Annotated in this window: 21 protein-coding genes; 5 read left to right on the top strand and 16 right to left on the bottom strand. The window is 39.8% G+C overall.

Features of this window, described 5'->3' with window-relative positions; translation table 11 throughout:
• Positions 1 to 11: 11 nt before the first annotated feature.
• The 12 genes from MTT29_RS08095 to MTT29_RS08040 all read right to left on the bottom strand — a co-directional run bounded on the left by MTT29_RS08095 (position 12) and on the right by MTT29_RS08040 (position 11,223).
• Positions 12 to 452, bottom strand: a complete 441-nt coding sequence (locus MTT29_RS08095) for a hypothetical protein (protein WP_021092865.1) — start codon at positions 450 to 452, stop codon at positions 12 to 14.
• Positions 453 to 701: 249 nt separating this feature from the next.
• On the bottom strand, positions 702 to 1,562 hold the full coding sequence (locus MTT29_RS08090; protein ID WP_103567768.1) for a formate/nitrite transporter family protein: 861 nt from the start codon (positions 1,560 to 1,562) through the stop codon (positions 702 to 704).
• A gap of 185 nt (positions 1,563 to 1,747) precedes the next feature.
• Entirely contained in the window at positions 1,748 to 2,194 is a 447-nt protein-coding gene (locus MTT29_RS08085; RefSeq protein WP_002939334.1) for a hydrogenase 3 maturation endopeptidase HyCI, read from the bottom strand.
• Positions 2,194 to 2,538: a formate hydrogenlyase maturation HycH family protein gene (locus MTT29_RS08080; RefSeq protein ID WP_002939326.1), complete on the bottom strand. Its 345-nt coding sequence runs from the start codon at positions 2,536 to 2,538 to the stop codon at positions 2,194 to 2,196. The genes MTT29_RS08085 and MTT29_RS08080 overlap by 1 nt, the downstream gene beginning before the upstream one ends.
• Positions 2,535 to 3,359: an NADH-quinone oxidoreductase subunit B family protein gene (locus MTT29_RS08075; RefSeq protein WP_429800299.1), complete on the bottom strand. Its 825-nt coding sequence runs from the start codon at positions 3,357 to 3,359 to the stop codon at positions 2,535 to 2,537. The genes MTT29_RS08080 and MTT29_RS08075 overlap by 4 nt, the downstream gene beginning before the upstream one ends.
• The gene (locus MTT29_RS08070; RefSeq protein WP_002939210.1) at positions 3,356 to 3,895 is read right to left on the bottom strand and encodes a formate hydrogenlyase complex iron-sulfur subunit; all 540 of its coding nucleotides are present in this window, start codon (positions 3,893 to 3,895) and stop codon (positions 3,356 to 3,358) included. The genes MTT29_RS08075 and MTT29_RS08070 overlap by 4 nt, the downstream gene beginning before the upstream one ends.
• Positions 3,892 to 5,628 carry an NADH-quinone oxidoreductase subunit C gene (locus tag MTT29_RS08065; protein WP_429800298.1) on the bottom strand — a complete coding sequence of 579 codons (1,737 nt, stop codon included), beginning with the start codon at positions 5,626 to 5,628 and terminating at the stop codon, positions 3,892 to 3,894. The genes MTT29_RS08070 and MTT29_RS08065 overlap by 4 nt, the downstream gene beginning before the upstream one ends.
• Complete coding sequence (locus MTT29_RS08060; protein ID WP_103606718.1) at positions 5,625 to 7,106, bottom strand: hydrogenase 4 subunit F; 1,482 nt, start codon at positions 7,104 to 7,106, stop codon at positions 5,625 to 5,627. Before MTT29_RS08060 ends, MTT29_RS08065 begins: the two co-directional genes overlap by 4 nt.
• Before the next feature lie 2 nt (positions 7,107 to 7,108).
• Positions 7,109 to 7,753 (bottom strand): hydrogenase 4 membrane subunit, encoded by a 645-nt coding sequence (gene hyfE / locus MTT29_RS08055; protein WP_012001181.1) that lies wholly within the window; start codon positions 7,751 to 7,753, stop codon positions 7,109 to 7,111.
• Between the two features lies 1 nt (position 7,754).
• Positions 7,755 to 8,675 (bottom strand): respiratory chain complex I subunit 1 family protein, encoded by a 921-nt coding sequence (locus tag MTT29_RS08050; protein ID WP_002939300.1) that lies wholly within the window; start codon positions 8,673 to 8,675, stop codon positions 7,755 to 7,757.
• A 9-nt stretch (positions 8,676 to 8,684) separates the two neighbouring features.
• Positions 8,685 to 10,652, bottom strand: a complete 1,968-nt coding sequence (locus MTT29_RS08045) for a proton-conducting transporter membrane subunit (RefSeq protein ID WP_429800297.1) — start codon at positions 10,650 to 10,652, stop codon at positions 8,685 to 8,687.
• A gap of 1 nt (position 10,653) precedes the next feature.
• A complete protein-coding gene (locus MTT29_RS08040) occupies positions 10,654 to 11,223 on the bottom strand; it encodes a 4Fe-4S dicluster domain-containing protein (RefSeq protein ID WP_009294859.1) in 570 nt (189 codons plus the stop codon).
• A 417-nt stretch (positions 11,224 to 11,640) separates the two neighbouring features.
• Between MTT29_RS08040 and MTT29_RS08035 the strand changes: the two genes are divergently transcribed.
• Together MTT29_RS08035 and MTT29_RS08030 are read left to right on the top strand one after the other, a co-directional pair.
• Positions 11,641 to 12,726, top strand: coding sequence for an MBL fold metallo-hydrolase (locus MTT29_RS08035; protein ID WP_429800296.1), 1,086 nt, complete (start codon positions 11,641 to 11,643; stop codon positions 12,724 to 12,726).
• 44 nt (positions 12,727 to 12,770) lie between these two features.
• Positions 12,771 to 13,058: a hypothetical protein gene (locus MTT29_RS08030; RefSeq protein WP_087581727.1), complete on the top strand. Its 288-nt coding sequence runs from the start codon at positions 12,771 to 12,773 to the stop codon at positions 13,056 to 13,058.
• A gap of 739 nt (positions 13,059 to 13,797) precedes the next feature.
• Here MTT29_RS08030 and MTT29_RS08025 read toward each other — a convergent pair.
• From MTT29_RS08025 to mnmG, 4 genes are all read right to left on the bottom strand, one after another.
• A complete protein-coding gene (locus tag MTT29_RS08025) occupies positions 13,798 to 14,838 on the bottom strand; it encodes a c-type cytochrome (RefSeq protein ID WP_429800295.1) in 1,041 nt (346 codons plus the stop codon).
• Positions 14,839 to 14,840: 2 nt separating this feature from the next.
• Positions 14,841 to 16,085, bottom strand: coding sequence for a cytochrome b (locus tag MTT29_RS08020; protein WP_148787715.1), 1,245 nt, complete (start codon positions 16,083 to 16,085; stop codon positions 14,841 to 14,843).
• Positions 16,086 to 16,095: 10 nt separating this feature from the next.
• Complete coding sequence (petA, locus tag MTT29_RS08015; protein ID WP_103567972.1) at positions 16,096 to 16,599, bottom strand: ubiquinol-cytochrome c reductase iron-sulfur subunit; 504 nt, start codon at positions 16,597 to 16,599, stop codon at positions 16,096 to 16,098.
• A gap of 363 nt (positions 16,600 to 16,962) precedes the next feature.
• Positions 16,963 to 18,825: a tRNA uridine-5-carboxymethylaminomethyl(34) synthesis enzyme MnmG gene (gene mnmG, locus MTT29_RS08010; RefSeq protein ID WP_429800294.1), complete on the bottom strand. Its 1,863-nt coding sequence runs from the start codon at positions 18,823 to 18,825 to the stop codon at positions 16,963 to 16,965.
• Positions 18,826 to 18,996: 171 nt separating this feature from the next.
• Between mnmG and MTT29_RS08005 the strand changes: the two genes are divergently transcribed.
• The 3 genes from MTT29_RS08005 (at position 18,997) to MTT29_RS07995 (ending at position 24,137) form a co-directional block, all read left to right on the top strand.
• Positions 18,997 to 22,449: an acyl-[ACP]--phospholipid O-acyltransferase gene (locus tag MTT29_RS08005; RefSeq protein WP_429800293.1), complete on the top strand. Its 3,453-nt coding sequence runs from the start codon at positions 18,997 to 18,999 to the stop codon at positions 22,447 to 22,449.
• Positions 22,450 to 22,595: 146 nt separating this feature from the next.
• Positions 22,596 to 23,375 (top strand): amino acid ABC transporter substrate-binding protein, encoded by a 780-nt coding sequence (locus MTT29_RS08000; RefSeq protein ID WP_429800292.1) that lies wholly within the window; start codon positions 22,596 to 22,598, stop codon positions 23,373 to 23,375.
• Between the two features lie 9 nt (positions 23,376 to 23,384).
• On the top strand, positions 23,385 to 24,137 hold the full coding sequence (locus tag MTT29_RS07995; protein WP_429800291.1) for an amino acid ABC transporter substrate-binding protein: 753 nt from the start codon (positions 23,385 to 23,387) through the stop codon (positions 24,135 to 24,137).
• The last annotated feature ends 19 nt before the right edge of the window (positions 24,138 to 24,156 follow it).

The following is a 24,156-nucleotide window of genomic DNA, read 5'->3' as shown; positions in this document are numbered from 1 at the left end:
AAGGTAAAACTTTACTTTGAAATTTTAACGACTTTATCATTGTCACTTCTTAGAAAATAAATTTCTCTTCGTCCGTCATAAAGGACTTTGCCGCTTGTTTTTTGCTCGTTTTGTAAATTTGAAGATAGATCCATCTCAAGTGGCTTACTCATAAAATAAGCCTCGCCCAAGCTTCGTCCAAAATCAGGATACCAACTAAGTGCGCAAAGCACGAGCAAGAGCAGATAAAAGGCTCTAAAAATTTTCCTAAATGGCGCGTAAAAGAAACAATATCCAAATATAAAAAATACAGGTAAAAGCCACAAAAAAGGCACGTTATCCACAAAAATCACATTGAAATACTCATTTATGCCATAAAATGAAAAGTAGTTGTTGTAAATTCCAACAAATAGCGTAAAAATAGGAGCAAGAACAAATATAATGCCAGTAAAAAATGCATTAAAAATTTTCATAAGCTCTCCTTTTTTCGTGGGATTATATTAAATTTTAGCTTTATTATTGCTCTAAATTTATTAGCCAGGATGTTTTAAACTCCAAAATGTCACAAATTTTCAAATAAGGGGGAGTTAAAACGATAAATTTAAGATGAGTGTGACATTTTTTAGATAAAAAATAAGAGATTTTTTTGAAACTTTTAAGGTAAGAAAGAGAGAAATTTAAAATTTAGCCTTTGCCATAAAAGCAAAGACTAAAAGTTAGTTTTAAGCTTTTTTCTTCATATCAAATTTATTAGCCATGAAGCCAACAAGACCAACAAAGAAAAGACCACCGCAGATGTTGCCAAGTGTAACTGGAAGCAAGTTTTTGCTTAAGAAATTTGTCCAGTTGATGACATCTAGCTTATCAGCTGTAGTGTGAAGTAAAGCTGCTGCAGCGTTGATATCGCCACCGCTTGCTGCTATGTAGTGAGCTTTAGAGATGATAGCTTCAGTGATGATGAACATATTTGCAACGCAGTGTTCCATTGAGCAAGCAACGAATGCGCCGATCATCCACATAATGGCAAAGAATTTACCAGATAGGTTGCTCTCGCTTGTCGCAGTCCAGATAGACATACAAACAAAGACGTTACAAAAGATACCACGAAGAAATAGCTCATGAAATGGTGCTGTGATCTTGCCAATAGCTGCTGGTACAAAGTGTTGCAAGATGTAGCCGTCGTATTTTAATGGCAAGCCTGAGTAGTAGTACATATAAGCGATCAATGCGCCACCAACGAAGTTAAATATCCAAACAATTACCCAGTAGCTTATGGTTTTGCCAAGTGGCAATTTGCCATCATACGCACTAACACCACTTAAAACAGAGCTAGTAAATAGGTGACCACCATAAAATACAACCATCATGAGGCCGCAACTAAATGTGATACCACCGATGAAGTTTGAAAGACCGATAGACTGTTTTTCAGCCATACCAACTGTTGAGTGAGCCCAAAAAATATCACCCATTGCAATAGCAGCTCCAGCCATAATAGCAAGGAATATAATGCTTACAAGTGGCGTATGAGCTTTATGCTCCATAGAACTTGACACCGCTTGAGCGGTTTCTGCCGGATTTAACATCACGTCTCCTTTTTATTTGACCTTCTTTGATCTATAACAAATATAAAGCAAAGAAGTAGTGCCAAAGATAGACATTTTAGCGTCAAAATTTAATGTTTAAAAATTAGTTTTACACTAAATTTCAAATCCAAAATGATCAAATTTATCTTTAGCAAACCCCAGATTAAATTTAGCTCTTACTAAATTTAACCAACTAAATTTTTATCAATCTCTACAATTCTTAAAAAAGCTTTTCTGGCACTTTTTTTAGCCTGCTCGCTTAGCCCCTCCTCAAAATCAAGGACATTTTCAAGCAAGACACTAATGCCAAGAAAAAGCGTCTTTGGACAAATTTTACGCAAATAGCTTAAAAGTACTGGCGTTGGGAGGTTGTGGGTTGAGTAGATATAGTCTCTATCGTCACTTAGGTCAAAAAACTCTATCTTATCCTCATCAAAGCCGCTCATCGCATCAACTACTATCAAAATGTCAGGTGCAAAATCTCTAATAGCTGAAAATTCATTCTCAGGCACATCTTGCCCAAAAAAGACCTTCCACTCTTTTAGCTCCTGCTCTACGATGCGACCGACTTCATTGCCCACATCATCATCGCCACGCATAGGATTACCGATGCAAAGGATGGCCTTTTTCATCAAAAGTCCTTCCTAAGCACGATATATCCCTCTTTTAAATTTGCCAAAATTTCTTTAAGCTTACACTCACAAAGCTGTGGCAAGAGTCTAGCGATATGCTCAGCAAAAATTTCAACTTCAAAATACTTGCTTAAATTTCCGATCTTAAATTTCACATATTCGCCTGAGTTTTTGATCATCTCGTCAAATTCCTCATCGCTTAGCTCTAAGATCTTCTCGCTAAAATCAATCGTACCAACGCCGTGTCCCACGCAAGTGGAGAAAATTTTTATCTCCTTTAGCTCGCGTGGAAGCTTCTCGTTGTCGTCCATATGCCTTTTTGTAAGCTTATAAACTTGTATCATCTTTTACTCCAAACCTCGCTATCAACATCGATCGCAAAATTTTTACCAGCTTTTGCGTATTTTAGATAGATGTCGTTATGCAAAAGTGCCATACACTCAGCATATCTAGGGTCATCTTCTTTTTTGATAGCTGCTATAACCGCTTCACGTGCAAGCTCTGGGTTGTGGATATCTCTTGAGGCTTTGATAGCGTCCATATATTTTTCAAATAATGTCCTACCAAAGATATAGCTCATTAGCCTTTTACTCTCAGCCTGCAAGTCGCGTTCAAACAAGATATCGCCCATTACTGACTTCTCAACTGGTGGAGGCGTAGTGCTGTCATTTTCATAGCTTTTTTTGTGCAATTTTTGATCGATGATGCCAAGAGCCATGCCAAGACCATAAATAACACTTGCTGGGTGTGGAGGGCATCCTGGGATATAGACATCAACTGGGATTATCTTATCTATACCACCCCAAACGCTGTAAGCATCGTGGAAAATTCCACCTGTGCTACCACAAGCGCCAAAAGCAACTACGATCTTAGGATCTGGAGCTGCCTCATAAGCACGAAGAAGTGGGTAATACATCTGTCTTGTGACTGGTCCTGAGCAAAGCAAGATATCAGCGTGTCTTGGGTTTGCCACAAGCTTAAAACCAAAGCGCTCTGGATCCCACATCGGAGTGATAGCAGCGAAAATTTCGATCTCACAACCGTTGCAGCTTCCGCAGTCGATCCTATAAACGCTAAAGCTTCTTTTGATATTTTTTAAATGCTCTAACTTTGCAGTTAGGTCATTTGCTGTTTTTATGTCCTCTGGGACTTGATATAGACTCATTTTATAGCCTCCTCAACGCCTTTTGTTAGCCTCTCAGCAGATTGATTTTTCTTGCACTCTGGGCAGATAAAAAGGTACTCTTTTGCCTCTTCAAGTCTGCCTGGGAGTAAATTTGCTGTGCCAAGCTTTTCAAGAGTGAAATTTATAAGCCTTTTTGGCGTAAATGGCTTGCCGCAGCATTTGCAAGTTTGCATCTCAAGCTCGCCTCTTTGTATAAGAGCACTCTTGTCAAATTTAACCGCAAGCTCAAAGCTATCGCTAAGTCTTACAGCTCCAGTTGGGCAAACCTCATCGCAGCGTCCGCAGAATATGCAACGACCACAGTCAAACTGCCAAACAAGTCTTGTTTGCTCATCGTTCATCTTAAGCTCTATTGCGTTACTAGGACAAGCGATACCGCAAGCTGCACAACCTATGCAAAGATCGTACGTATAGTCTGGCTGACCGCGGAAATTCTCAGGCACAATATATGGCTCAAATGGATAGGCATATGTCGCCTTTCCATATTTTTCTGTGATGTCAAATAACTTCATCATCTTAAATCCTTCTTACTAACCCCGCCATCTTGACAGAATTTTTTAAGGTCTTTTTCTGTTAAAATTTTACTTTTTTTAGTCCTTACATCAACCAAAGTAACACGCTCGGTGCATGAGTAGCAAGGGTCAAGTGAGCAAACGATAAGCGCAGCGTCACTTATGTTGTTTCCTCTAAATTGATACCTTAGGCTTGGCCAGTTGTTATATGTCGCAGCCCTACATCTCCAGCGATATACTTTTTGAGCGCTACCTTGCATGATCCAGTGAACGTTCTCACCACGTGGTGCTTCATCGTGACCAAGTGCGAAATTCTCAGGTTTGATCATAGTCACAGGATCGATCATGATCGGAGTTTGAGGCATCATCTCAAAGCATTGGCGGATGATGTGGATAGAGCTTTTTAGCTCTTTATATCTAACCATCTCACGAGCAAAAACGTCGCAACCATGCTCAACTGCTACTTCAAATTCTATCTGTTTGAAGAAGTCGTATGGGTGATCATAGCGGTTATCACGTTTAAAGCCAGAGCCTCTCATATTTGGACCAACTGGGCTAAAGTCACGTGCTATTTGGCGGTCCAAGATACCTACACCTTTCCAGCGTCCGATTTGGCGTTTATCTTCCAAAACTGCATCCCAAATTTCTGAAATTTGAATGTCAAGTTTGTTGATGATCTCTAAGCCTTTTTTGATCTCATGGTTTGTCATATCACGTCTTAAGCCGCCCATAACGACGTTGCCGTATGTTTTACGTCCGCCAGTTACAAGTTGAGCTAGCTCCATAGAGTATTCACGCACCCTAAAGATATGCATGAATGCGTTGTAGTTACCAGTGACCTCACAAGCTAGACCGATATTTAAAAGGTGGCTGTGAAGACGCTCGATCTCAAGACAGATGACGCGTATAGCTTGAGCTCTTAGTGGGATTTCAAGCTTTATAGCTTTTTCTGCTGCTTCGATACAAGCGATAGCGTGAGCATAACCGCAAATTCCGCAAACGCGCTCTGCAAGATATCCCATTTGATCATAGTTCATTCTGTTTTCAGCTAGCTTCTCCATACCGCGGTGTTGATAGAATAAGCGGTAGTCAGCGTCGATGATCTCGTCGCCATCACAGAAAAGTCTAAAGTGACCTGGCTCATCAGATGTAACGTGTAGTGGTCCAAGTGGCACATCAACTACTGCATCACCTGTTGGGAATAAAAACTCCGCATCAGGCTCATCTCTGTGATCAACCGGATCAGGGCGGTAGCGGTAGTCCATAGCATCTTTTCTAAGTGGGTGAAGTCCGTCTGGCCAGTCATCACTTAAAACTAGACGTCTTTTATCAGGCAGACCCTCAGCTACTAGACCAAACATATCATAAGCTTCTCTTTCATACCAAACACAAGCTGGTACGAGCGGAGTAACTGATGGAAATGTCGGATCGCTTCCTGGGATAAGAGTTTTAACTGTGATAAAGCACTTATCTTCAGCTGCAAAGTCGTCCGCCTCAGTCATCTTGCCACCTTCCATTGAGATAGCATAGTAAAGCGCATAGCAGCCATTTATCTGGCGCTCGTCGTTTGGTATCATAGTGCTTATAAAGCCACCGATATCATAATAAAGTGTTTTAACAGCTAGTGGAAGATCGTTTCTATCAACTAAAACTGTGATCTGATCGTCTGCTTGACGAGTTACTTCTAAAATTTTTACCTTTGTTTTTAGGATTTCAACAAATTTATCGCCTCTCATTTTAAAGCTCCCATCATTATATTAACACCGTTATTTACTAGCGTATAAAAGCTATCTACGTGCCATACGCCAAAGATCATGATAAGGGCACAGAGTGCTATAAGAGGTAAATTTTCAAATAAACTCATCTCTTTATTATGAACAACCACACCTTTTGGCTCGCCAAAGCTTGCCATGTTAAAGTGCGCAAAGTCAGCTATGAAAATAACTGCAAGTGCAATAGCAAATAGCGCAACTGCGATGTATTGACCACTTGTGATAGCTCCAACAAAGACGTTATATTCGCTAACAAATATAGCAAATGCTGGAACACCAACTAGTGAGCATACAGCTGCACCAAACATAATAGTTGTAATAGGTGCGATCTTAACCATGCCGCCCATCTTACTCATATCTTTGTGGCCGTAAATTCTTGCTATGTTACCTGTTGAGCAGAAAGCCAAAGCTTTTGTGAAGCTGTGAGCTAAGCAGTGGAATATCGCTGCAAATAGACCAAATTTACCACCAACACCAAGTGCAAATGCGATAACACCCATGTGAACTATTGAGTGATATGCAAACATTCTTTTTACGTTGTGTTGTCTGATTAGGAAAAATCCCGCTACAAATAGAGTGATAGTTCCTGAAACGATCATTACGCCTTCAACAAAGCTAAATCCAACTGCTTGAGCTGCAATAGCGTAGTATCTTAAAAGTGCAAGCATCGCACATTTTAAAAGTACACCTGATAGCAATGCTGAGATAGGTGCTGGACCTTCAGCGTGAACGTCTGGCAACCAAGTGTGAGTTGGAGCTAGACCAGCTTTTGTACCAAAACCAATTAGCGCAAACACAAAGATAAGTTTTGCTGCATCTGGATTTAAATTTTTAGCGTTAGCCATTATGCTTGAAAACTGCATAGAAGCCTCGCCGTCTCCTAGTGTGCTATATGTAGCTGAGTATAGAAGAACAGTTGCATAAAGAGCAAATGCTAGACCGATTGAACAAAGAACGATGTATTTATAACCACTCTCTGTTGATTTTTGATCTTTGTGTATAGCAACCAAAAATACAGAAGCTAGTGTTGTAGCCTCGATAGCTGCCCACATAAACGCAACGTTGTTGCAAATAACGCTTAAAGTCATTGTAAAGATAAATACATGGCTTAGTGCGTAGTATTTTTTAAGATCACTTAAGTGGATGTGTCCATCTTCAAGTTCCCATCTCATGTAATGGATAGAGTAGAAATTTACTATAAATCCAGTTACGGCGATAAGCACCAAGAAAACACAGCCTAAGCTATCTAAGAATAAAAATTTATCAAAACTATAAAAAGTTCCGCCACTTAAAACTTTAAGAACATTGTTAAGTAAAGCCACTGATGTCGCAGCAGAAAACAAGACATGAAGTCCGCTAAGTACTGCATAGTTTTTAGGACTTAAAAACAAGATCAAAGCACCAAGGAGCGGTAAGATAAGTATTAAAGCTAAACTATCCATCTCTAACCCCTTAAATTTGAAGCTTTAGAAGTATCTAAGCTATCATAAGCTTTATAAAATCTAATCGCTAGAACGCTCATAATTATAACAGCAAATATCGCATCTGTTAAAATTCCAAGCTCAACTAGCTCATGTGAGTTGTAAGCCATTAGAGCAAGGCTTAGGTGGATACCGTTTTCAAACAAGCAGTAAGCTAGAATTTGTTTTATAAATGAGTTTCTTAGCATAAAGCCAAAAATTCCCATCATAAATACTGTTCCAGCAGCGATTAACATAATCTCTTCTTTGATAAGAGAGAATTTTAAAAATATAGGGTGGATACTCATTGAAAGAGCTAGAGAAAATCCCATAGCAATAACAGGACTTACAAAAAATCCACCAACTGGCTCATCTTCGCTAACTACGCCAAGTTTTTTGATAAGCCAGAACAAAATTCCTGGCACGAAAAGAACTTTGGTAAAAAACGCAACGATCGCCCAAGTTTTTAGCTGCTCAGCGTTAAATTTCTCAGATAGCAAGAAAAATATACTAACTAAAAGTAGTGTCTCTATCGCATAAGCGATGATTGAGAGTTTCAAGCTTCTAAGACCAAAAACCGCAAGCGAAGTTACGATCATGCAAATGGCTAATATATCTAGTGTTTGCATCTCACGCTCCTACTACATAAAGTGTTAGTGCAACAAACGAAATAGCAAGTGCACCAAGAGCATTTTTGCGTAAAGATGAAGTCATTTTAAAGCGTGGTCCAAAGTTGTCTATAAATACAGCTGCGACGTAAAATACTCCAGTTTTTATCACAAAAACGATAATAGCTAAGAAAGGATTGCTAAAATTCCATGGCTCAAATATGCTTAGGAAAAGTCCAATCATAGCAAACTGTTTTAATATAAGTGATGCTTGAACTAAGCCAAGGTCGCTACCAGCGTACTCACCAAGAACACCCTCTTGAAGCTCTTGTTCTGCTTCAGCTAAGTCAAATGGCTTTCTACCAGTCTCAACATACATACACCACAAAAATGCGATAGAAGCAACGGCAAAACTTGGAATTTGATATCCGATAACGCCAGTTCTTACCATCTCTTGGATCTCAACTAAATTTGATGTTTTAGCTGCAAGCATAACTACGATTAAGCACATAATCATAACTGGCTCAACATAAACACCAAGCATTTGCTCTCTGCCGCCACCTGTCGCTGCAAATGGGTTGCCGCTATCCATTGAAGCTGCACCAAATACAAATCTAAGTAGCGCACCAAGATAGAGGATAACAAATATATCTGAGTAAGCTCCAAATACAGTATCTTTGCTATAAGTGATAGGTATAGCAGCTAGCACTGCAGCTGAAGTTGCAAAAAGGAAAAATGGAGCCCATCTAAATACCCAGTGTGAGCACTCAGGGACGGTTCTTCCTCTTCTAAAAAGCTTTATAATGTCGCGATATGTTTGAAAGAAATCGCTACCTTGTTTTGATTGAAGTTTAGCTCTAAGTTTTCTTGCCATACCATCAAACAAAGGAGCTACCAAAACGATAACGACTACTTGAAATATCATTAAAAGTATAGTTTGCATTTTCGTCTCCTAAACTAAAAAGTAGCCCACAGCAAGTATGACACAAAGATATAGCAAGATATAAAGTGCATATACATTTGTATAACCACTTTGAACGATACCTAGCTTATCAGCAAATTTCACACACCATTTAATGACTGGCTCATAAAACATTCCCCACCAAATATCTTTTGGATGGTTGTGATACTCAACCGCGTCAAAATAATTTCTAGTAACTACTTTTTTATCAGCTCTAAATAGCCATTGCATAATTTTTCTAAGGTCGCCAGTGAATGGACCACCTGTCATTTGCATACGTGAGCTATATTTAAAGCCACAAGCCCAAGGATCAGTTTCGCGTGGTTTATCTCTGTTTGCTTTCATAACAGCAAGGATGATAAATGGCAAAATCATAGTTGCACATAGGACTAAAGCGATAAGTGGAGTTGAGATCATGCTACCCATAGGTGAAGTTACATTTATAGCACCAAGGCTAGCTTTATAGTCGCTTATAGCGATAGAATTTACAGCTTGCATGATGTAATCAACTATGTAGTTTGCGCCAAGACCAAAGCCAACGCAGCCTATCATTAGGATGATCATACCAAGAACCATGCCTATTGGACTCTCTTTAGCATTTTCCCAAATTTTTTGATCTCTTGGAGTACCTGCAAAGATAACAGCGTAAAGTTTAAGGTGCATACCAACCAAAACGCCTGTTAGCGCAAGAGCTACAACACCAAGTGTAAATGCGTATCTAACTAATGTTCCTTCTCCCATCGCGCCTTGAAGCATACCTTGATATGTAAACCACTCTGAAACAAAGCCATTTACTGGAGGTAAAGCTGCGATACCCATGATACCTATAAACATACCAAGGCTTGTCCATGGCATCTTTTTAGCAAGGCCACCAAGGATGTCCATATTTTGTGTATGAGTAGCGTGGATGACCGAACCAGCGCAAAGGAAAAGCAGACCTTTAAATATAGCGTGGTTAACTACGTGGTAGCAACCTGCTAGAAAACCTACTGCTGCAAGTGTTAAATTTCCAGCTGCAACGCCGTAAATACCAGTACCAAGACCTAGTAAGATGATGCCTATGTTCTCAACTGAGTGATAAGCAAGCAAGGCTTTGAAGTCGTGTTGGCAAAGAGCGTATAAAACACCAAATAGTGAGCTAGCTGCACCAAGAGCGAGTATTGTAAGACCAAAATATGTGCTAAGTGGTAGGTAAAGTGTAAATTTAACTAGTGTAAATAGAGCAACTTTAATCATAACGCCTGACATAAGGGCTGAAACGTTTGATGGTGCTGCTGGGTGAGCTTGCGGAAGCCAAACGTGGAATGGCCACATACCAGCCTTACTACCAAAGCCAACCAAGAATAGTATAAATACAGCAGCAGAAGCGCCAAATGGCATCTTAACACCCATAAATGCGCTAAATTCAAAGCTTCCTGCATAGTAAGCTGTGATAAGCAAGCCACAGGTTATACAAAATGCACCGATTTGTGCGATACCAAGATATACCATAACCGCTTTAAGTGTATTTTTACCGTCATTGACGATGATAAGAAATGATGATACAAGAGTCATAAGCTCCCATAAAACAACAAAGCAAAATACATTATCAGCGCTGATTACTAGAAGCATTGAAAGGATAAATGTGTTAAACAAACATGCAAACACACCAACATTTGCTTTTTTTATGTACTCTTCTGCATAGCTCATACCATAAACACTACTTGCAAATCCGATGAAAACAACGACAAAGCTGAAGAAATTTCCAAGTGGATTTAGCGCAAATTTTGGCGAATACAAAAAGCCATCCATAAGAGTAAAGCTATCACTTACTCCCATATTTGCAACGAAGTGACACATCGCATAAAAGCAGCTTATAGCACTTAGTCCAAAACCAACTTTAACAGCGGCTTTTGGAGCGCAGTAGAGCAAGATACTAACGACGGCACTTACAAGAAATAGCATATAAACCGTAGTCATCTTATGCTCCTTGTCCGTTTAAAATTTTAGTAGCAAATTTATTCGCTGCATCGTAGTCTATCCTCTTGCCAAGCTTATGTTTGCCCTCTTCTGGATCTACCATTATAAGAGCGCTTGTTGGGCATACATCAACGCAAGCTGGTCCATTTTCACGGCCAAAGCACATATCACATTTTACTGCGATGTTTTTTGCGCCTGATTGTGACTCTACTTCAAGATAGTATTTTGGCTCGACAGCGTAATTTACTGAAGGCATAAGCTCTGCACTTGAGCTTATCGCACCATAAGGGCAAGCGATCGTGCACATCTTGCAACCTATACAAATTTCCTCGTGAAGCTCGATGCAATTATCATTAAATCGCAACGCTCCAGTTGGGCATACATTTGCGCAAGGGCCATCGTCGCATTGTCTGCACTGAGTCGGCATAACACCGCTAGCTTCTCTTAAGACGCTTAGCCTTGCACGTGATAGTTTGCCGCGTTCATAAGCACTTTTAAAACATGCAGCCATACAGGTCGCACATCCTATGCAGCGTTTAGAATCGGCAATCACAAATTTATGTTTTTTCATAAATTCCTCCTAAAAAACAAGGCAAGACCGCCCTGCTCACTAATAGAGTGATTGTTAATCACATGAATAGAGATAGTTAAATTTTTATTTAACATCTCAAACGCTCCTTCCTGAAATTTTTGAAACAATTCTATAACTTCTGGCGATTAAATTCCGTCAGCTATCTGACAAATTTTGTATTTTTGAAATTAAATTTTTATTTTATATTAGTTTAAGATATGCTATTAAATGGCGTTATTATCGTGTGATTAATCAAAAAAGATTAATATTTCATAACGGATAATTAGTAAAAAGAGTAAAATTATCTTAATTAAGTTTAAATTTAAAAATTAGTTTTTTAAGCTTGGGTTAATTAAATGAAACTGAAATTTAAAAATATAAAATATAATCCAACCTTTAAATTCAAAAAGGTTATTGATGGAAATTTTTATAGTCATAGTTTTATTTATCGCTTCAGTTTTTGCTTTTATGAAATTTGCCCCTGTTTTTGGCGGCAGACCAGATGTTAAGAGTCAAAAACTCATGGAAGCATCGCCAAATTTTAACGGCAAAGTTTTTGTAAATTTAGAGCCAACGATCGATCTAGTAAAGAAAAGTTCGCAAGCATCTATGCTAAATTTCGCTATCCAAGCGCTCTTTCCACCAAAGGGCAAGCTGCCAAAGCGCCCTTTGCCAAATTTAAAATTTAACGCAAATGCCCTCAAAAACGGCGAGTTTATCTGGCTTGGGCACGTTAGCCTCATCTGCAAGCTTGATGGCAAAACCATCATCACGGACCCAGTTTTGCACCGAGCATTTCCGCTGCCAGTTGGCGGCAAGCCCTTTGCCTACGAGCATGCCATAACCGCCAGCGACTACCCAAAGGTGATCGACATCGCCCTCATCTCGCACGATCACTACGACCATCTTGACTATAAAACGATCCTTGAGCTAAAGGATAGAATAGCCAAATTTCTAGTACCACTTGGCGTCAAGGCCCACCTCGTAAAATGGGGCGTAGATGAAGATAAAATTTACGAATTTGACTGGTTTGGTGATCAAAAAATAGGAAATTTAAACTTCACTTTTTGCCCTTCAAGGCACTTTAGCGGGCGCACATTTAAAAGAAACGGCACGCTTTGGGGCGGCTGGGCGGTAGAGGAGGCTAGCTTTAGTTTTTATTTTAGCGGAGATGGCGGATACGGCGAGCATTTTAAGATGATAAATGAGAAATTTGGCAGATTTGATCTAGTATTTATAGAAAATGGTGCTTACAGCGATGGCTGGCCCTACGTGCATATGAAGCCAGAGGAGTCAGCGCAAGCGCTAAAAGATCTTAGAGCTAAGCTTGGCGTGCCGGTGCATTGGGGCAAATTTGATCTTTCTTATCACGCTTGGGATGAGCCGATCAAGCGTTTTGAAAAGGCAGCGACAAAACTTGAGCTAAACTACGCCACACCGATGATCGGAGAGGTTTTCACCGCACAAAATCCACCTAGCAAAAAGTGGTGGGATGAAATTTAGGAATAAAATTTGCTCTAAATTTTAAAATCCAAAAGGAAGTGCAGATGAAAATTTCTGAAAATTTATCAAATTTAAAAAATGCCATCGACAAGGCGGCAAAAAACGACCTTGATGCAAGCGCAACTGGAAGCTTTTTGCAAAATTTAGAAAAAGCCAACAAAGAGACGGAAAAGATCTACGAGAAGCTTGAAAAAGAGCTAAAGAGCGACGCGCAGATGTTTAAGCAATTTGACTTCATGCAGATGATGACAAAGCTTCAATACGGCAACCTAAAATCAAGCGAACGCGAAGAGCTGATAAACAAAATGAGCAAGATCGCTAAAGAAATTTAGCCGTTTAGTGTGATTTTACGGCGAGCTAAATTTGGCTATTTTGTGTAAATTTATGTGTTTTTACTGAGTAAATTTGCTAAAAAATACAAATTTACCCACTTGCTAGTTATTAATATTCTCACATTTGCCGCATCTTTTGTTAAGCACATCTTTTCTTACAAACTGCACGTATAACGCCATTAATGCGCAAAATTCCAGCAAATTTCTCAAATGTTTTTAGCCTATAAATTTAAAGCTAGTCAATAGATAAAGGAAAATTTTAAAATTTCATGAGCGAGTAATTTCGGCTCTAAAATTTGAGCTAAGCTATAAGCGAAGCCAAATTTTAATAGTCAATTCTTGCGAGTGAATGAAAGTTTAAAATTTACAAATATAGATTTTTATAAATTTAAAGTTTTGTTTTTATCAAAAGGGAGACAAGGGGACTCGATCTTTGCGTCGCATGCGGTTTATTATCTGGCAAGTGTCAGGCAAATTTTAAAATTAGAGCTGGCATATCACGGCTCTAAATTTAGTGCTAAACGTAGTGCAACCTAAATTTAGTAGTCTGCTAAGGCGAGTGAGTAAAGTTTTAAAATTTGCAGAATTGCTTTGTTAAATTAGATAGGTGTTAAGCAAATTTTAAAATTTTCAAAACAGCTTGATTAAATTTGTAAAAGAATAAATTTAAAAAACACATACCTATTTATATATGTAAATTTACTAGAAAGAATTTAAGAGCCAAAAAGGCTCTTAAATTTTAATGGAGTTCGCTCCAGACTTTGCGTTTCCAAAGCCAAGCAAAAATTCCTAAGATGAAGAAGTAGATCATGACATAAAGTCCTGTGCTCTCGCGCTCAGCCTTTTTGCTGTCTCCTACTTTTTCTATGTAAGATACTATGTCGTCTTCAGTAGCTTTGTTTAAGCCAACTCTAGGCATCGCAGTGCCTGGGAGCATCTTTTGAGTATCGTTTATAAATTTATGCAAGTAGTCAGCACCCTTTGAGCGGATCATCATAGATAGATCAGGTGGATTTGAGCCCATATAAGCTGCAAGGCTTACTTTGTTGCTGAAAGCATACTTTTTATCATACTTCATATCGTGGCATCTTTGGCATGCATCAGCAAAGACTTTCTCGTCTGTGATCTTACTCTTTGCGTCTGCTTCAGCCGCAACCTTTTTAAGATAAGCAATTATGTCAGCAACCTCAGCATTTATATCGCCGCCAGCACCCATAAATGCAGTCATCGGATAAGGATGCTCGTCATTAAATTTATGAGATAGTTTTACAGCCATAGTTGGATTTTTGATAAGTGCAGCTAAAAATCTCTCGTCATAAATTTTACCAGCCGTGCTAAGATCTGGTGGCACTACGCCAAAGCTTTGGCTAGCTGTCTCAGCGTCCATACTAGCTGGCGTGCCGGCTGCTTCGATGCCGTGACATCCTGTACATCCAGCTGCGCCAAATGTCTCAGCGCCTTTTGCAGCATCACCCTTTGCAAGATCGATCGAATTTATATCAGCCCAAAAAGCTGTATAGTCATCAAGAATTTTTTGTGCCGTCTCAACATCTTTTGTAGCTGCTTCTATACTAGCTTTATTACCACTAGCTTTTGCAGCCTCAAGCGCCTCTTTTTTCTGCTCTAAAAAGTGCTTTGCGTAGTCAGTATCTTCTTTTGAGAAGTTGTACTCGGCATTTGCAGTGTGCGGATGAAGCTTTGTGTGAGCGTAAGGCTCGATACCCCAGTATAAAATACCTGAAAGGATAACAACGATGGCAAAAATTTTAAGCTCTTTCATGATTAGCCCCTTTTTCTTTCAAGTATTGTGATAACTGGAAGTGCGATTATAAATAGCACTAAAAATAGCAGTGAAGCGTAAAATCCTATCCAGTCGTTGATGCCGCCTGTTGGGAGCTTGCCATATATAGATAAGACGATAAGGTCTGCAACTAGCACCCAAAACCATACGAAAAATAGTGGTCTTTTGTGAGCTGGAGCTACAAGGTCGCTTCTATCAAAAAGTGGTATAAGCATAAACGCAACGCCTGCAAAGGCAAATGCGATAAGACCGATGTTATAAGCTGAAATTCCAGCTATATCAAAGAAAAAGCCACGTAAAATTTCATATTGCCACAAGAAGTACCACTCTGGATAGATGTGTGGTGGAGTTTTTAGTGGATTTGCTGGCTCAAAGTTGATAGGATCCATCGCAAAGTTGAAGTGATAGCAAACAAGATATATGACAAAGATCATGAAAAATGATACATACATGAAGTCTTTTGCCAAAAATCCTGGCCAAAATGGTATAACTTTAGCTTTTGCTCTGTCGCCGTGTAGATACTCTTGCGCCTCTACTTCAAAGTCGATATCTTCACTTGTTAGGTTATTTACGTGAGGAACTCTTAATGAGTAGAAGTGAATAACCAAAACAACGATAGTCACAAGTGGTAGCAAGCAGACGTGAAGCATGAAAAATCTTGTAAGCGTTGAGTCGCCAACTGCATAGTCTCCTCTGATCCACTCAACCAAAGCATCGCCAATAACCGGCACGCCACCAAAGAGCTGAGTGATAACAGTAGCCGCCCAATAGCTCATCTGACCCCATGGGAGCATATAGCCGCTAAATGCCTCTGCTGAAAAACAGATAAAAAGCACCATACCACTTACCCAAATGACCTCTCTGCCTCTTTTGTATGAGCCATAGTAAAGTCCAGTAAGCAAGTGGATATACATGATAAGAAAGATAGTCGATGCTGAAATCGCGTGGATATGACGCCACAGCCAGCCGTACTCGACCTCTTGCATGATAGTGTAATTTACGCTATCAAAGGCTAAATGTATGTCTGGTTTATAATACATCATAAGCAAAAAGCCAGTGATGATCAAAAGTAAGAAAAGTGTCGTTAGGATAACGCCCATCGCCCAAAGGAAATTTATATTTTTTGGGATCCAGTATTCGCTAACTAGAACCTTCATAAGTTTTGTAAAAGCTAGGCGCTGGTCAAGCCAGTCAATAACGCCAGTTGATTTATGAGATAAAGACATCGCTAACCTCCTAAGCTTTAGCTACTAATTTTTCATATTCTGGGCTTGTTTCGCCTAGAACTAGCTTGGTTCCATCTATCTTAAATGGTGGGATATCAAGCGGTCTTGGTGGAGGTCCGTATGTCTGTATGCCATCGACGTTAAATTCGCCGCCATGACAGGCACAGACAAAAATTTGCTTGCTAGACTTGTACTCAGGGATACATCCTAGGTGTGTGCAAAGTCCGATAAGAACTACATATCTCGCATCTCCAACGACTACATCTCTCTTGTCGTTTTTAGCCATATCTGGACTTTTTTTGAGGATGAAGATAGGCTTTTTACGCCACTCAACCTGTCTCATCTCGCCATCTTTGATCGGGCTTAGATCAACAGTTGTAAAACCAGCAGCTTTTACGCTAGGGAGCGGATCCCAGGTCTTTTTCATGGCAACTAGTGACATCGCGCCACCCACAGCTGCCACTGCACCAAACGCAAGGCCGATAAAGCTTCGTCTTTCTTGCTTTACTGACATTAATTTCCTTTCTATAAATAAAATTTAAACGATTATACTCCCAAAAAATTAAAAAACTATAATCTCATAATATAGTTTGTAAAAATAAAGTGAATTTAAGCTTTTTTTACACTAAAATTTGAAATAAATTTATCTAAAAACGCCTGTATATCGCGACTTCAAGCTTTTTATAAAAGAGAAATTTGATCTAATGCCCAAACGTTAAGATAAAAAAATTTTCTATTTTAGCGCTTGAAAAATAGAAAATTTTAATAATAAAATTTATTAAACTTAAAAAATTATAAATAGCAACTACTAAAAACGAGTGACTTTGTTTTAAGTTTTAAACGCTAGTTAAACTTTAAAACCATAAAAGGCTTAAATTTAAGCCTTTTTCTCGCTCATCTTTATGTAGATATGCAAGATATCGATAGCTGCTGGCGTGATACCTGAAATTTCACTCGCCGCAAAGAGCGTTGGCGGGGCAAATTTCTCAAGCTTTTCGACCACCTCGTTGCTAAGACCGCTTATACTTCTAAAGTCGAAATTTTCAGGAATTTTTACATCCATCATATCTTTCATTTTTTCGATCTGATTTTTTTGCTCGCCGATGTAGTGCTGATACTTGCACTCGGTTAAAATTTGATCCATGCTCGCATCATCAAGTGTGGCAAATCTCTCATCAAGCTTTCTTAGTTTTTCAGCCGTAAAGCTCTTTCTAGCAACTATCTTTTGAAGGCTCACGTTTTGGCTGATCGGCTCTTCATCAAGACTTACTAAAAGCTCTAAATTTGCCTTGCTTGGCGTGATCTGAGTGCTGTTTAAAAACTCCAACCCCTCTTTTAAATTTCTTTTTATATTTTTGATCTCGTTAAAAGTCTCATCATCAAGCAGTCCAAGCTCATGCCCATATCCGCCAAGCCTTAAAATGGCATTTTCCTCACGCAAAAGCAAGCGATACTCCGCCCTACTCGTAAACATCCTATATGGCTCTTTTGTCCCCTTTGTCACAAGGTCGTCTATCAAAACGCCGATATACGCCTCATCACGGCGCAAGATAAGCGGCTCTTTGTTATCCAGTGAAAGCGCTGCATTTATACCAGCCATTAGCCCCTGAGCCCCGGCCTCCTCGTATCCAGTCGTGCCGTTTATCTGCCCAGCCAAGTATAGCCCTTTTACTTTTTTTGTCTCAAGGCTATGTTTTAGCTGTGTTGGCTCGACGTAGTCGTATTCAATGGCGTATCCGTGCCTTACGATTTTGGCGTTTTCAAAACCCTTTACAGAGCGGAGCATCTGCACTTGCACCTCATAAGGCAGACTCGTTGAAAAGCCATTTATGTAGTACTCTGTCGCTTCAAGGGTCTGAGGCTCGATGAAAAGGTGGTGTCTGTCGCGGTCGCCAAAGCGGTTTATCTTATCCTCGATACTAGGACAATATCTTGGTCCGATACCCTCGATCTGACCTGTAAAAAGTGGTGCTTTGTCGAAATTTGAGCGGATTATCTCATGGGTGGTTTCGTTTGTATAGGCGATGTAGCACGGCAGCTGCGTTGGGGAGAAATTTTTAGTTCTAAAGCTAAATGCAACTGGCTTTGCGTCGCCATCTTGCTTTTCTAAAATTTCAAAATTTATCGTTTTTGCGTCGATCCTTGGGCATGTTCCAGTCTTTAACCTGCCTAAATTTAGCCCAAGCTCTCTTAGGCTAGAGCTTAGATCCTTTGCGCTTAGCTCACCCACGCGACCAGCTTCAAGTTTGTTAAATCCAACGTGGATTAGCCCGTTTAAAAATGTGCCAGTTGTAATTATCACCTTTTTTGCGTTATAGATGTTGTTTAGGTGGGTTTTAACGCCAGTTACTTCGCCATTTTCGCTTAAAATTTCAGTGGCGATCTCTTGAGAAATTTCTAAATTTGGAGTGTTTAAAAGCAAATTTCTCATATAAACGCGGTATCTATCCATATCGATCTGAGCGCGACTACCACGTACTGCTGGGCCTTTGCTCTCATTTAGCACACGAAACTGGATACCAACAGCATCAGTTGTAAGCCCCATTTGACCGCCAAGCGCGTCGATCTCTTTTACAAGATGCCCTTTTGCAAGGCCTCCGATGGCTGGGTTGCAGCTTGCAGCGCCTATTTGCTCGGCTAATATTGTGATCAGTAAAGTTTGTTTGCCCATTCTAGCAGCCGCAAGACTCGCCTCAATGCCAGCATGTCCGCCGCCAACGACGATGATTTCATAGTCCATGATAAATTTTTCCTTATTTTTGATGGGCAGATTTTATCAAAAAGCATATAAAATTTAAATTTTTTCAAAGAAATTTCATCACAAAATTTATGGTTAGAGTTTTTTATTAATGATATTTTAAATATTTTGCTGTTAGATTTACAAAATTTTAAATCCAAAAAGGCTTTATTCATGAGGAATTTACTAAAAGTCACTGGCTTTTTGCCCTACCTTGCGATCGCGTTTTTAAACGCAAGTGTCGATCTGGCGCACAAAATAACAATTCAAAACGTCCTTTTAAAGACCTACTCAGGCGACACGCTTTTTATCCTAACAGCCGTTATAAATGCGATGATCTTGCTTCCATTTATATTTTTATTTTCGCCTTCAAGCTTTATAAATGACAAATTTGCAAAGACAAAGGTTATTAGAATTTGCGCCGTCTTTGGCGTTGTTATCAGCGTTGCGGTGCTTATTAGCTACCTTTTGGGCGCTTTTGGCGTGGCATTTGCGCTCACACTCATACTAGCTGCTCAAAGCGCGATCTACTCGCCTGCAAAATATGGCATCATCAAAGCCCTCGTCGGTCCTGAGCGACTTGGCACAGCAAACGGCGTCATCCAAGCACTTACCATCGTAGCGATACTTGTTAGCTCATTTTTGTTTTCATTTATATTTGAAAATTTATACATCCAAGGCGAAAACTCAGAAGAAATTTTAAAAAGTGTCTATCCTATCGGCATCTTTTTGGTCGTATTTAGCGCACTTGAAGCATTTTTTGCCTACAAGCTACCTTATATCAGCGAAACGAACGAACAAAGCGGAGAATTTGAGCTTAAAAGATACATCAGCCTTAGCTACTTAAGAGAAAATTTAAAAGAGGCAAGATCAGATAAAAATATCTGGCTAAGCATCGCTGGACTTAGCATATTTTGGGGAATTTCTCAGATCATCATAGCAGCCTTCCCAGCTCACTACAAGGCGGTTTTCAATGACGATAGCTCTCTAGCGGTGCAGGCCATACTCGCAGTAAGCGCCATAGGTATCGCATTTGGCTCATACGTGGCTGGCTCTATGTCAAAGCTACACATCGAGCTTGGTATCGTGCCGATGGGCGCTATTGGTATATTTTTCTCGCTATTATTTTTTGCTTTTGGCTCAAATATCGGTGTAGTAAGCCTTAGTTCATTTGCATTTGGCTTTTTTGGCGGAATTTTCATAGTGCCACTAAATGCGATGATCCAGTACTTTGCCCCGCAAAAGAGCACTGGCAAGATAATGGCGGCAAACAACTTCTTGCAAAACGTCTCAATGCTGCTATTTTTAGCCATTGGCATAGGATTAGTTTATTTTGAAATTTCAACCACTGGGCTCTTTGTCTTTACAGCGCTTGTTTGCTTGATTGGCAGTTTTTACGCCATTTTACAGCTTCCACATCTCTTTACAAGGCTACTTTTACTGCCATTTTTAAAGACAAAGTACCGCTTTTTCGTTGAAGGACTTCAAAATTTACCGCAAAGTGGCGGCGCACTACTTCTTGGTAATCACATCAGCTGGATCGACTGGCTCGTGCTGCAAGCTGCAAGCCCAAGGGGCATAAGATTTGTCATGTATAGAACGATCTATAACAAATGGTATCTAAAGCAAATTTTTAAATTTTTTAAAGTGATCCCAATAGGCGCAGGCGCTAGCAAAGAGTCGATCGAGCTTGTGCGTGAGTGCCTAAAAAACGGCGAAGTGGTCGCACTTTTCCCAGAGGGACACATCAGCTACAACGGCCAGATAAATGAGTTTCAAAAGGGATTTGAGCTTATCATCAGAGATATAGAAGAAATTTGCATCGTGCCATTTTATCTTCGTGGCCTTTGGGGTTCGAGCTTTTCAAGAGCTAGTAAATTTTACAAAGACCTCACTTCTAAAAACGGCAGACGCGACATCATCGTCGCCTTTGGCAAACCAATAACCACATTTATAAACGCTGCAAAGATGAAGCAAAAGGTGCTTGAGCTTAGCTTCTCATCGTGGGAGAACTTTATCTCAAGACAAAAACCACTAATGAGCGAGTGGCTAAACAACGCAAAAGAGAGTAAATTTAAAGAGTGTGTGAGTGACAGCACTGGACTAAATTTAAGCAACTTGAAATTTATAACAGCTGTTTTAGTCTTTATCAAAATTTTCAAGCGCGAGCTAAAAGATGAGAAAAATATAGGTATCTTGCTACCTAGCTCAAGCATCGCAGCCATCGTAAATATGGCGCTTCTTGCAATGGGCAAAGTGAGCGTAAATTTAAACTACACGCTAAATGAGACCTCGCTAAATCACGCCCTAAGAAAGGCAAATATAAACACAGTGATCACATCTAGCAAATTTCTTGAAAAGCTCGCACTTAAGGGTTTTGATCTAAAAGATGCGATGAGTGGCAAGGCTAAATTTGCAGAAGATCTCTCAGCTAGTGTCTCAAAAAAAGAGAAATTTTTAGCGCTTTTAACGGCGTTTTTTGCTCCAACTTGGCTCATTAAGCTTTGCTATTTTAAGCGTGTAAGCTTAGAAGATACGGCTACCATTTTATTTAGTAGCGGCAGCGAGGGCGAGCCAAAAGGCATCGAGCTAAGCCACAAAAATTTACTTGCAAACATTAAGCAAATAAGCGAACTTCTAAATTTCAAAAAAGATGACGTCATCTTAAACTCACTCCCAGTATTTCACTCATTTGGCCTAACAGTCACCACACTCATGCCGCTTTGCGAGGGCATAAAAATGGTAAGTGTGCCTGACCCAACAGACGGAGCGACTATCGGCAAAATGGCTGCAAGACACAGCGCTAGCATCATCTTTGGCACCTCAACGTTCTTTAGGCTCTACACAAGAAACAAAAAGCTTCATCCACTGATGTTTCAAAGTGCCAGAATGGTCGTAGCTGGGGCTGAAAAGCTAAAACCTGAGATAAAAGACGAGTTTAGGCTCAAATTTGGCATAGAAATTTATGAAGGATATGGCGCGACCGAAACGGCGCCGGTGGCGGCTGTAAATATGCCAAATATCCTAGAAAAAGAGAGCCTAAAAGAGCTTACATTTAATAGACCTGGCAGCGTTGGCATGCCTCTACCTGGCACTATCATAAAAATAATCGACCCAGAGACGCTTGAAGAGCTAGAAACTGGCACAGACGGACTCATCGTGATCGGCGGCTCGCAGGTGATGAAGGGCTATCTAAACGACGAGGCCAAGACAAGCGAGGTCATCACGCACATTGATGGCGTAAGATACTATAAAACTGGCGATAAAGGCCACATAGACGAAAACGGCTTTGTCTTTATCGTCGATAGATACTCGAGATTTGCTAAAATTGGCGGCGAGATGATAAGCCTTGGAAGCGTCGAAGAAGAGCTTGCAAAAGTGCTTGGTAGCGATGTTGTTTTTAGCAGCGCAAACGTGCCAGATAGCAAAAAGGGCGAAGCGATCGCACTTTTAGTAAAAAGCGGCACAGAGCCTGAGAATATCGAGCAAATTTTAAAAGAGAGCAACTTAGCTCCGATCATGATGCCAAGCTATATATTCATCGTTGATGATATACCAACACTTGCAAGCGGAAAGGTTGATTTTAAGGGCGTTAAAGCTCTAGCGGTCTCACTTTTAGCGGAGTGAGGCGCCGCTATTTTATTTTTGTGATAAAATAGCGCCAAAATATCATATAGGTCGCAGTTGCGACTGACATTTGCATAAATCTTAAAAAATTTTCTTTTTTTTGCAAATTCCATTATTGATTTTATTTTTTCTATAAGGAGTTTTGTATGAAATTTTCTAGTGCTTTTAAATTTGGTGCAACCTTCGTAGTTGCCTGCTTATTCTCTTTAAATTCTGCCTCGGCAAATTCTTACGAGCAGATCAAGAAAGATGGCGTCATAAGGATAGCGACCGAGGGTGTTTATTCGCCATTTTCATTTCACAATGAAAAAGATGAGTTAATGGGCTATGACGTAGATATAGCAAGAGCTGTGGCTAAAAAACTAGGCGTAAAGCCAAAATTTATCGAAGCTTCATGGGATGCGATGCTTGCGGCATTTGATGCTGGCAAGGCTGACGTGGTATTTAACCAAGTTAGCATAACCGATGAGCGAAAGAAAAAGTATGACTACAGCGTGCCATATATGCTCTCTTACTCGGCCATCGTCGTGCATAAAGATAATAACGACATCAAAAGCTTTGCTGATCTAAAAGGAAAAAGAAGCGTGCATTCAGTAAATAGCATGTGGATACCAACCGTTGAAAAGTATGGCGCCAAGCTAGTTGTGGCCGATAGTTTGAGCGATCAGATAAATTTGATCATCACAAAAAGAGCAGATGATACGATAGATGATGCGGTGATGTTTTATGACTACATTAAACAACATCCAAATGCCCCTATAAAGATCATCGAAGCTGGCGACGAGCCGATGTATACGGCTGCGATTGTTAAAAAAGGTAACAAAGAGCTACTAAATAAGATAAATAATGCCCTAAATGAGCTTAGCAAAGAAGGAGTTTTAAGCGAAATTTCGCTTAAATACTTCGGCAAAGACATTTCTAAATAAGGAGAATCAATGAATTTTAAGCCCATTTTTGGCTTTATCGCAGGTGCTTTTTTAGCTTTAAATTTAAATGCTTCAACTATCAAAAAAGGCGAGCTTATAGTTGCAACTGAAGGCACTTACTCACCTTACTCATTTTATGACGAAAAGGGCGAGCTAGTAGGTTATGACGTAGATATCGCAAAAGCTGTAGCAAAGAAGCTAAATTTAAAGATAGAGTTTCTAACAGCTCCATGGGACGCGATGCTAGCAGCATTTGACGCTGGCAAAGCAGACGTGGTGTTTAATCAAGTTAGTATAAACGAAGATAGAAAGAAAAAGTATGACATGAGCGTGCCTTACACCATGCCATATCCTGTAATAGTCGTACATAAAGACAATAACGATATCAAAAGTTTTGCTGATCTAAAGGGCAAAAAAAGCGTGCACTCTGCAACTAGCAACTGGGCAGCGATAGCCGAGAAAAACGGCGCAACAGTGGTCGTAGCTGATGGCTTTAGCAAAGGCGTGGAGCTTATCATCTCAAAAAGAGCTGACGATACGATAAATGACAATGTCACATTTTTTGACTACATCAAACAACGCCCAAATGCACCGCTCAAGATCGCATACACTAGTAACGAGCCGATGCCAACAGCTACACTTCTTAAAAAGGGCAACACCGAGCTACTAGAAGCGATAAACAAAGCGCTTGATGAGCTAAAAGCCGAAGGCAAGATAAGCGAAATTTCGATGAAATATTTTGGAAAAGATATTTCAAAATAATTTTAAAGCCAATATTTTT

Origin of the sequence: Campylobacter concisus, assembly GCF_050447485.1 — a bacterium.
GTDB classification, from domain to species: Bacteria; Campylobacterota; Campylobacteria; order Campylobacterales; family Campylobacteraceae; genus Campylobacter_A; species Campylobacter_A concisus_BQ.
This window is presented reverse-complemented; position numbering and strand designations above follow the sequence as displayed.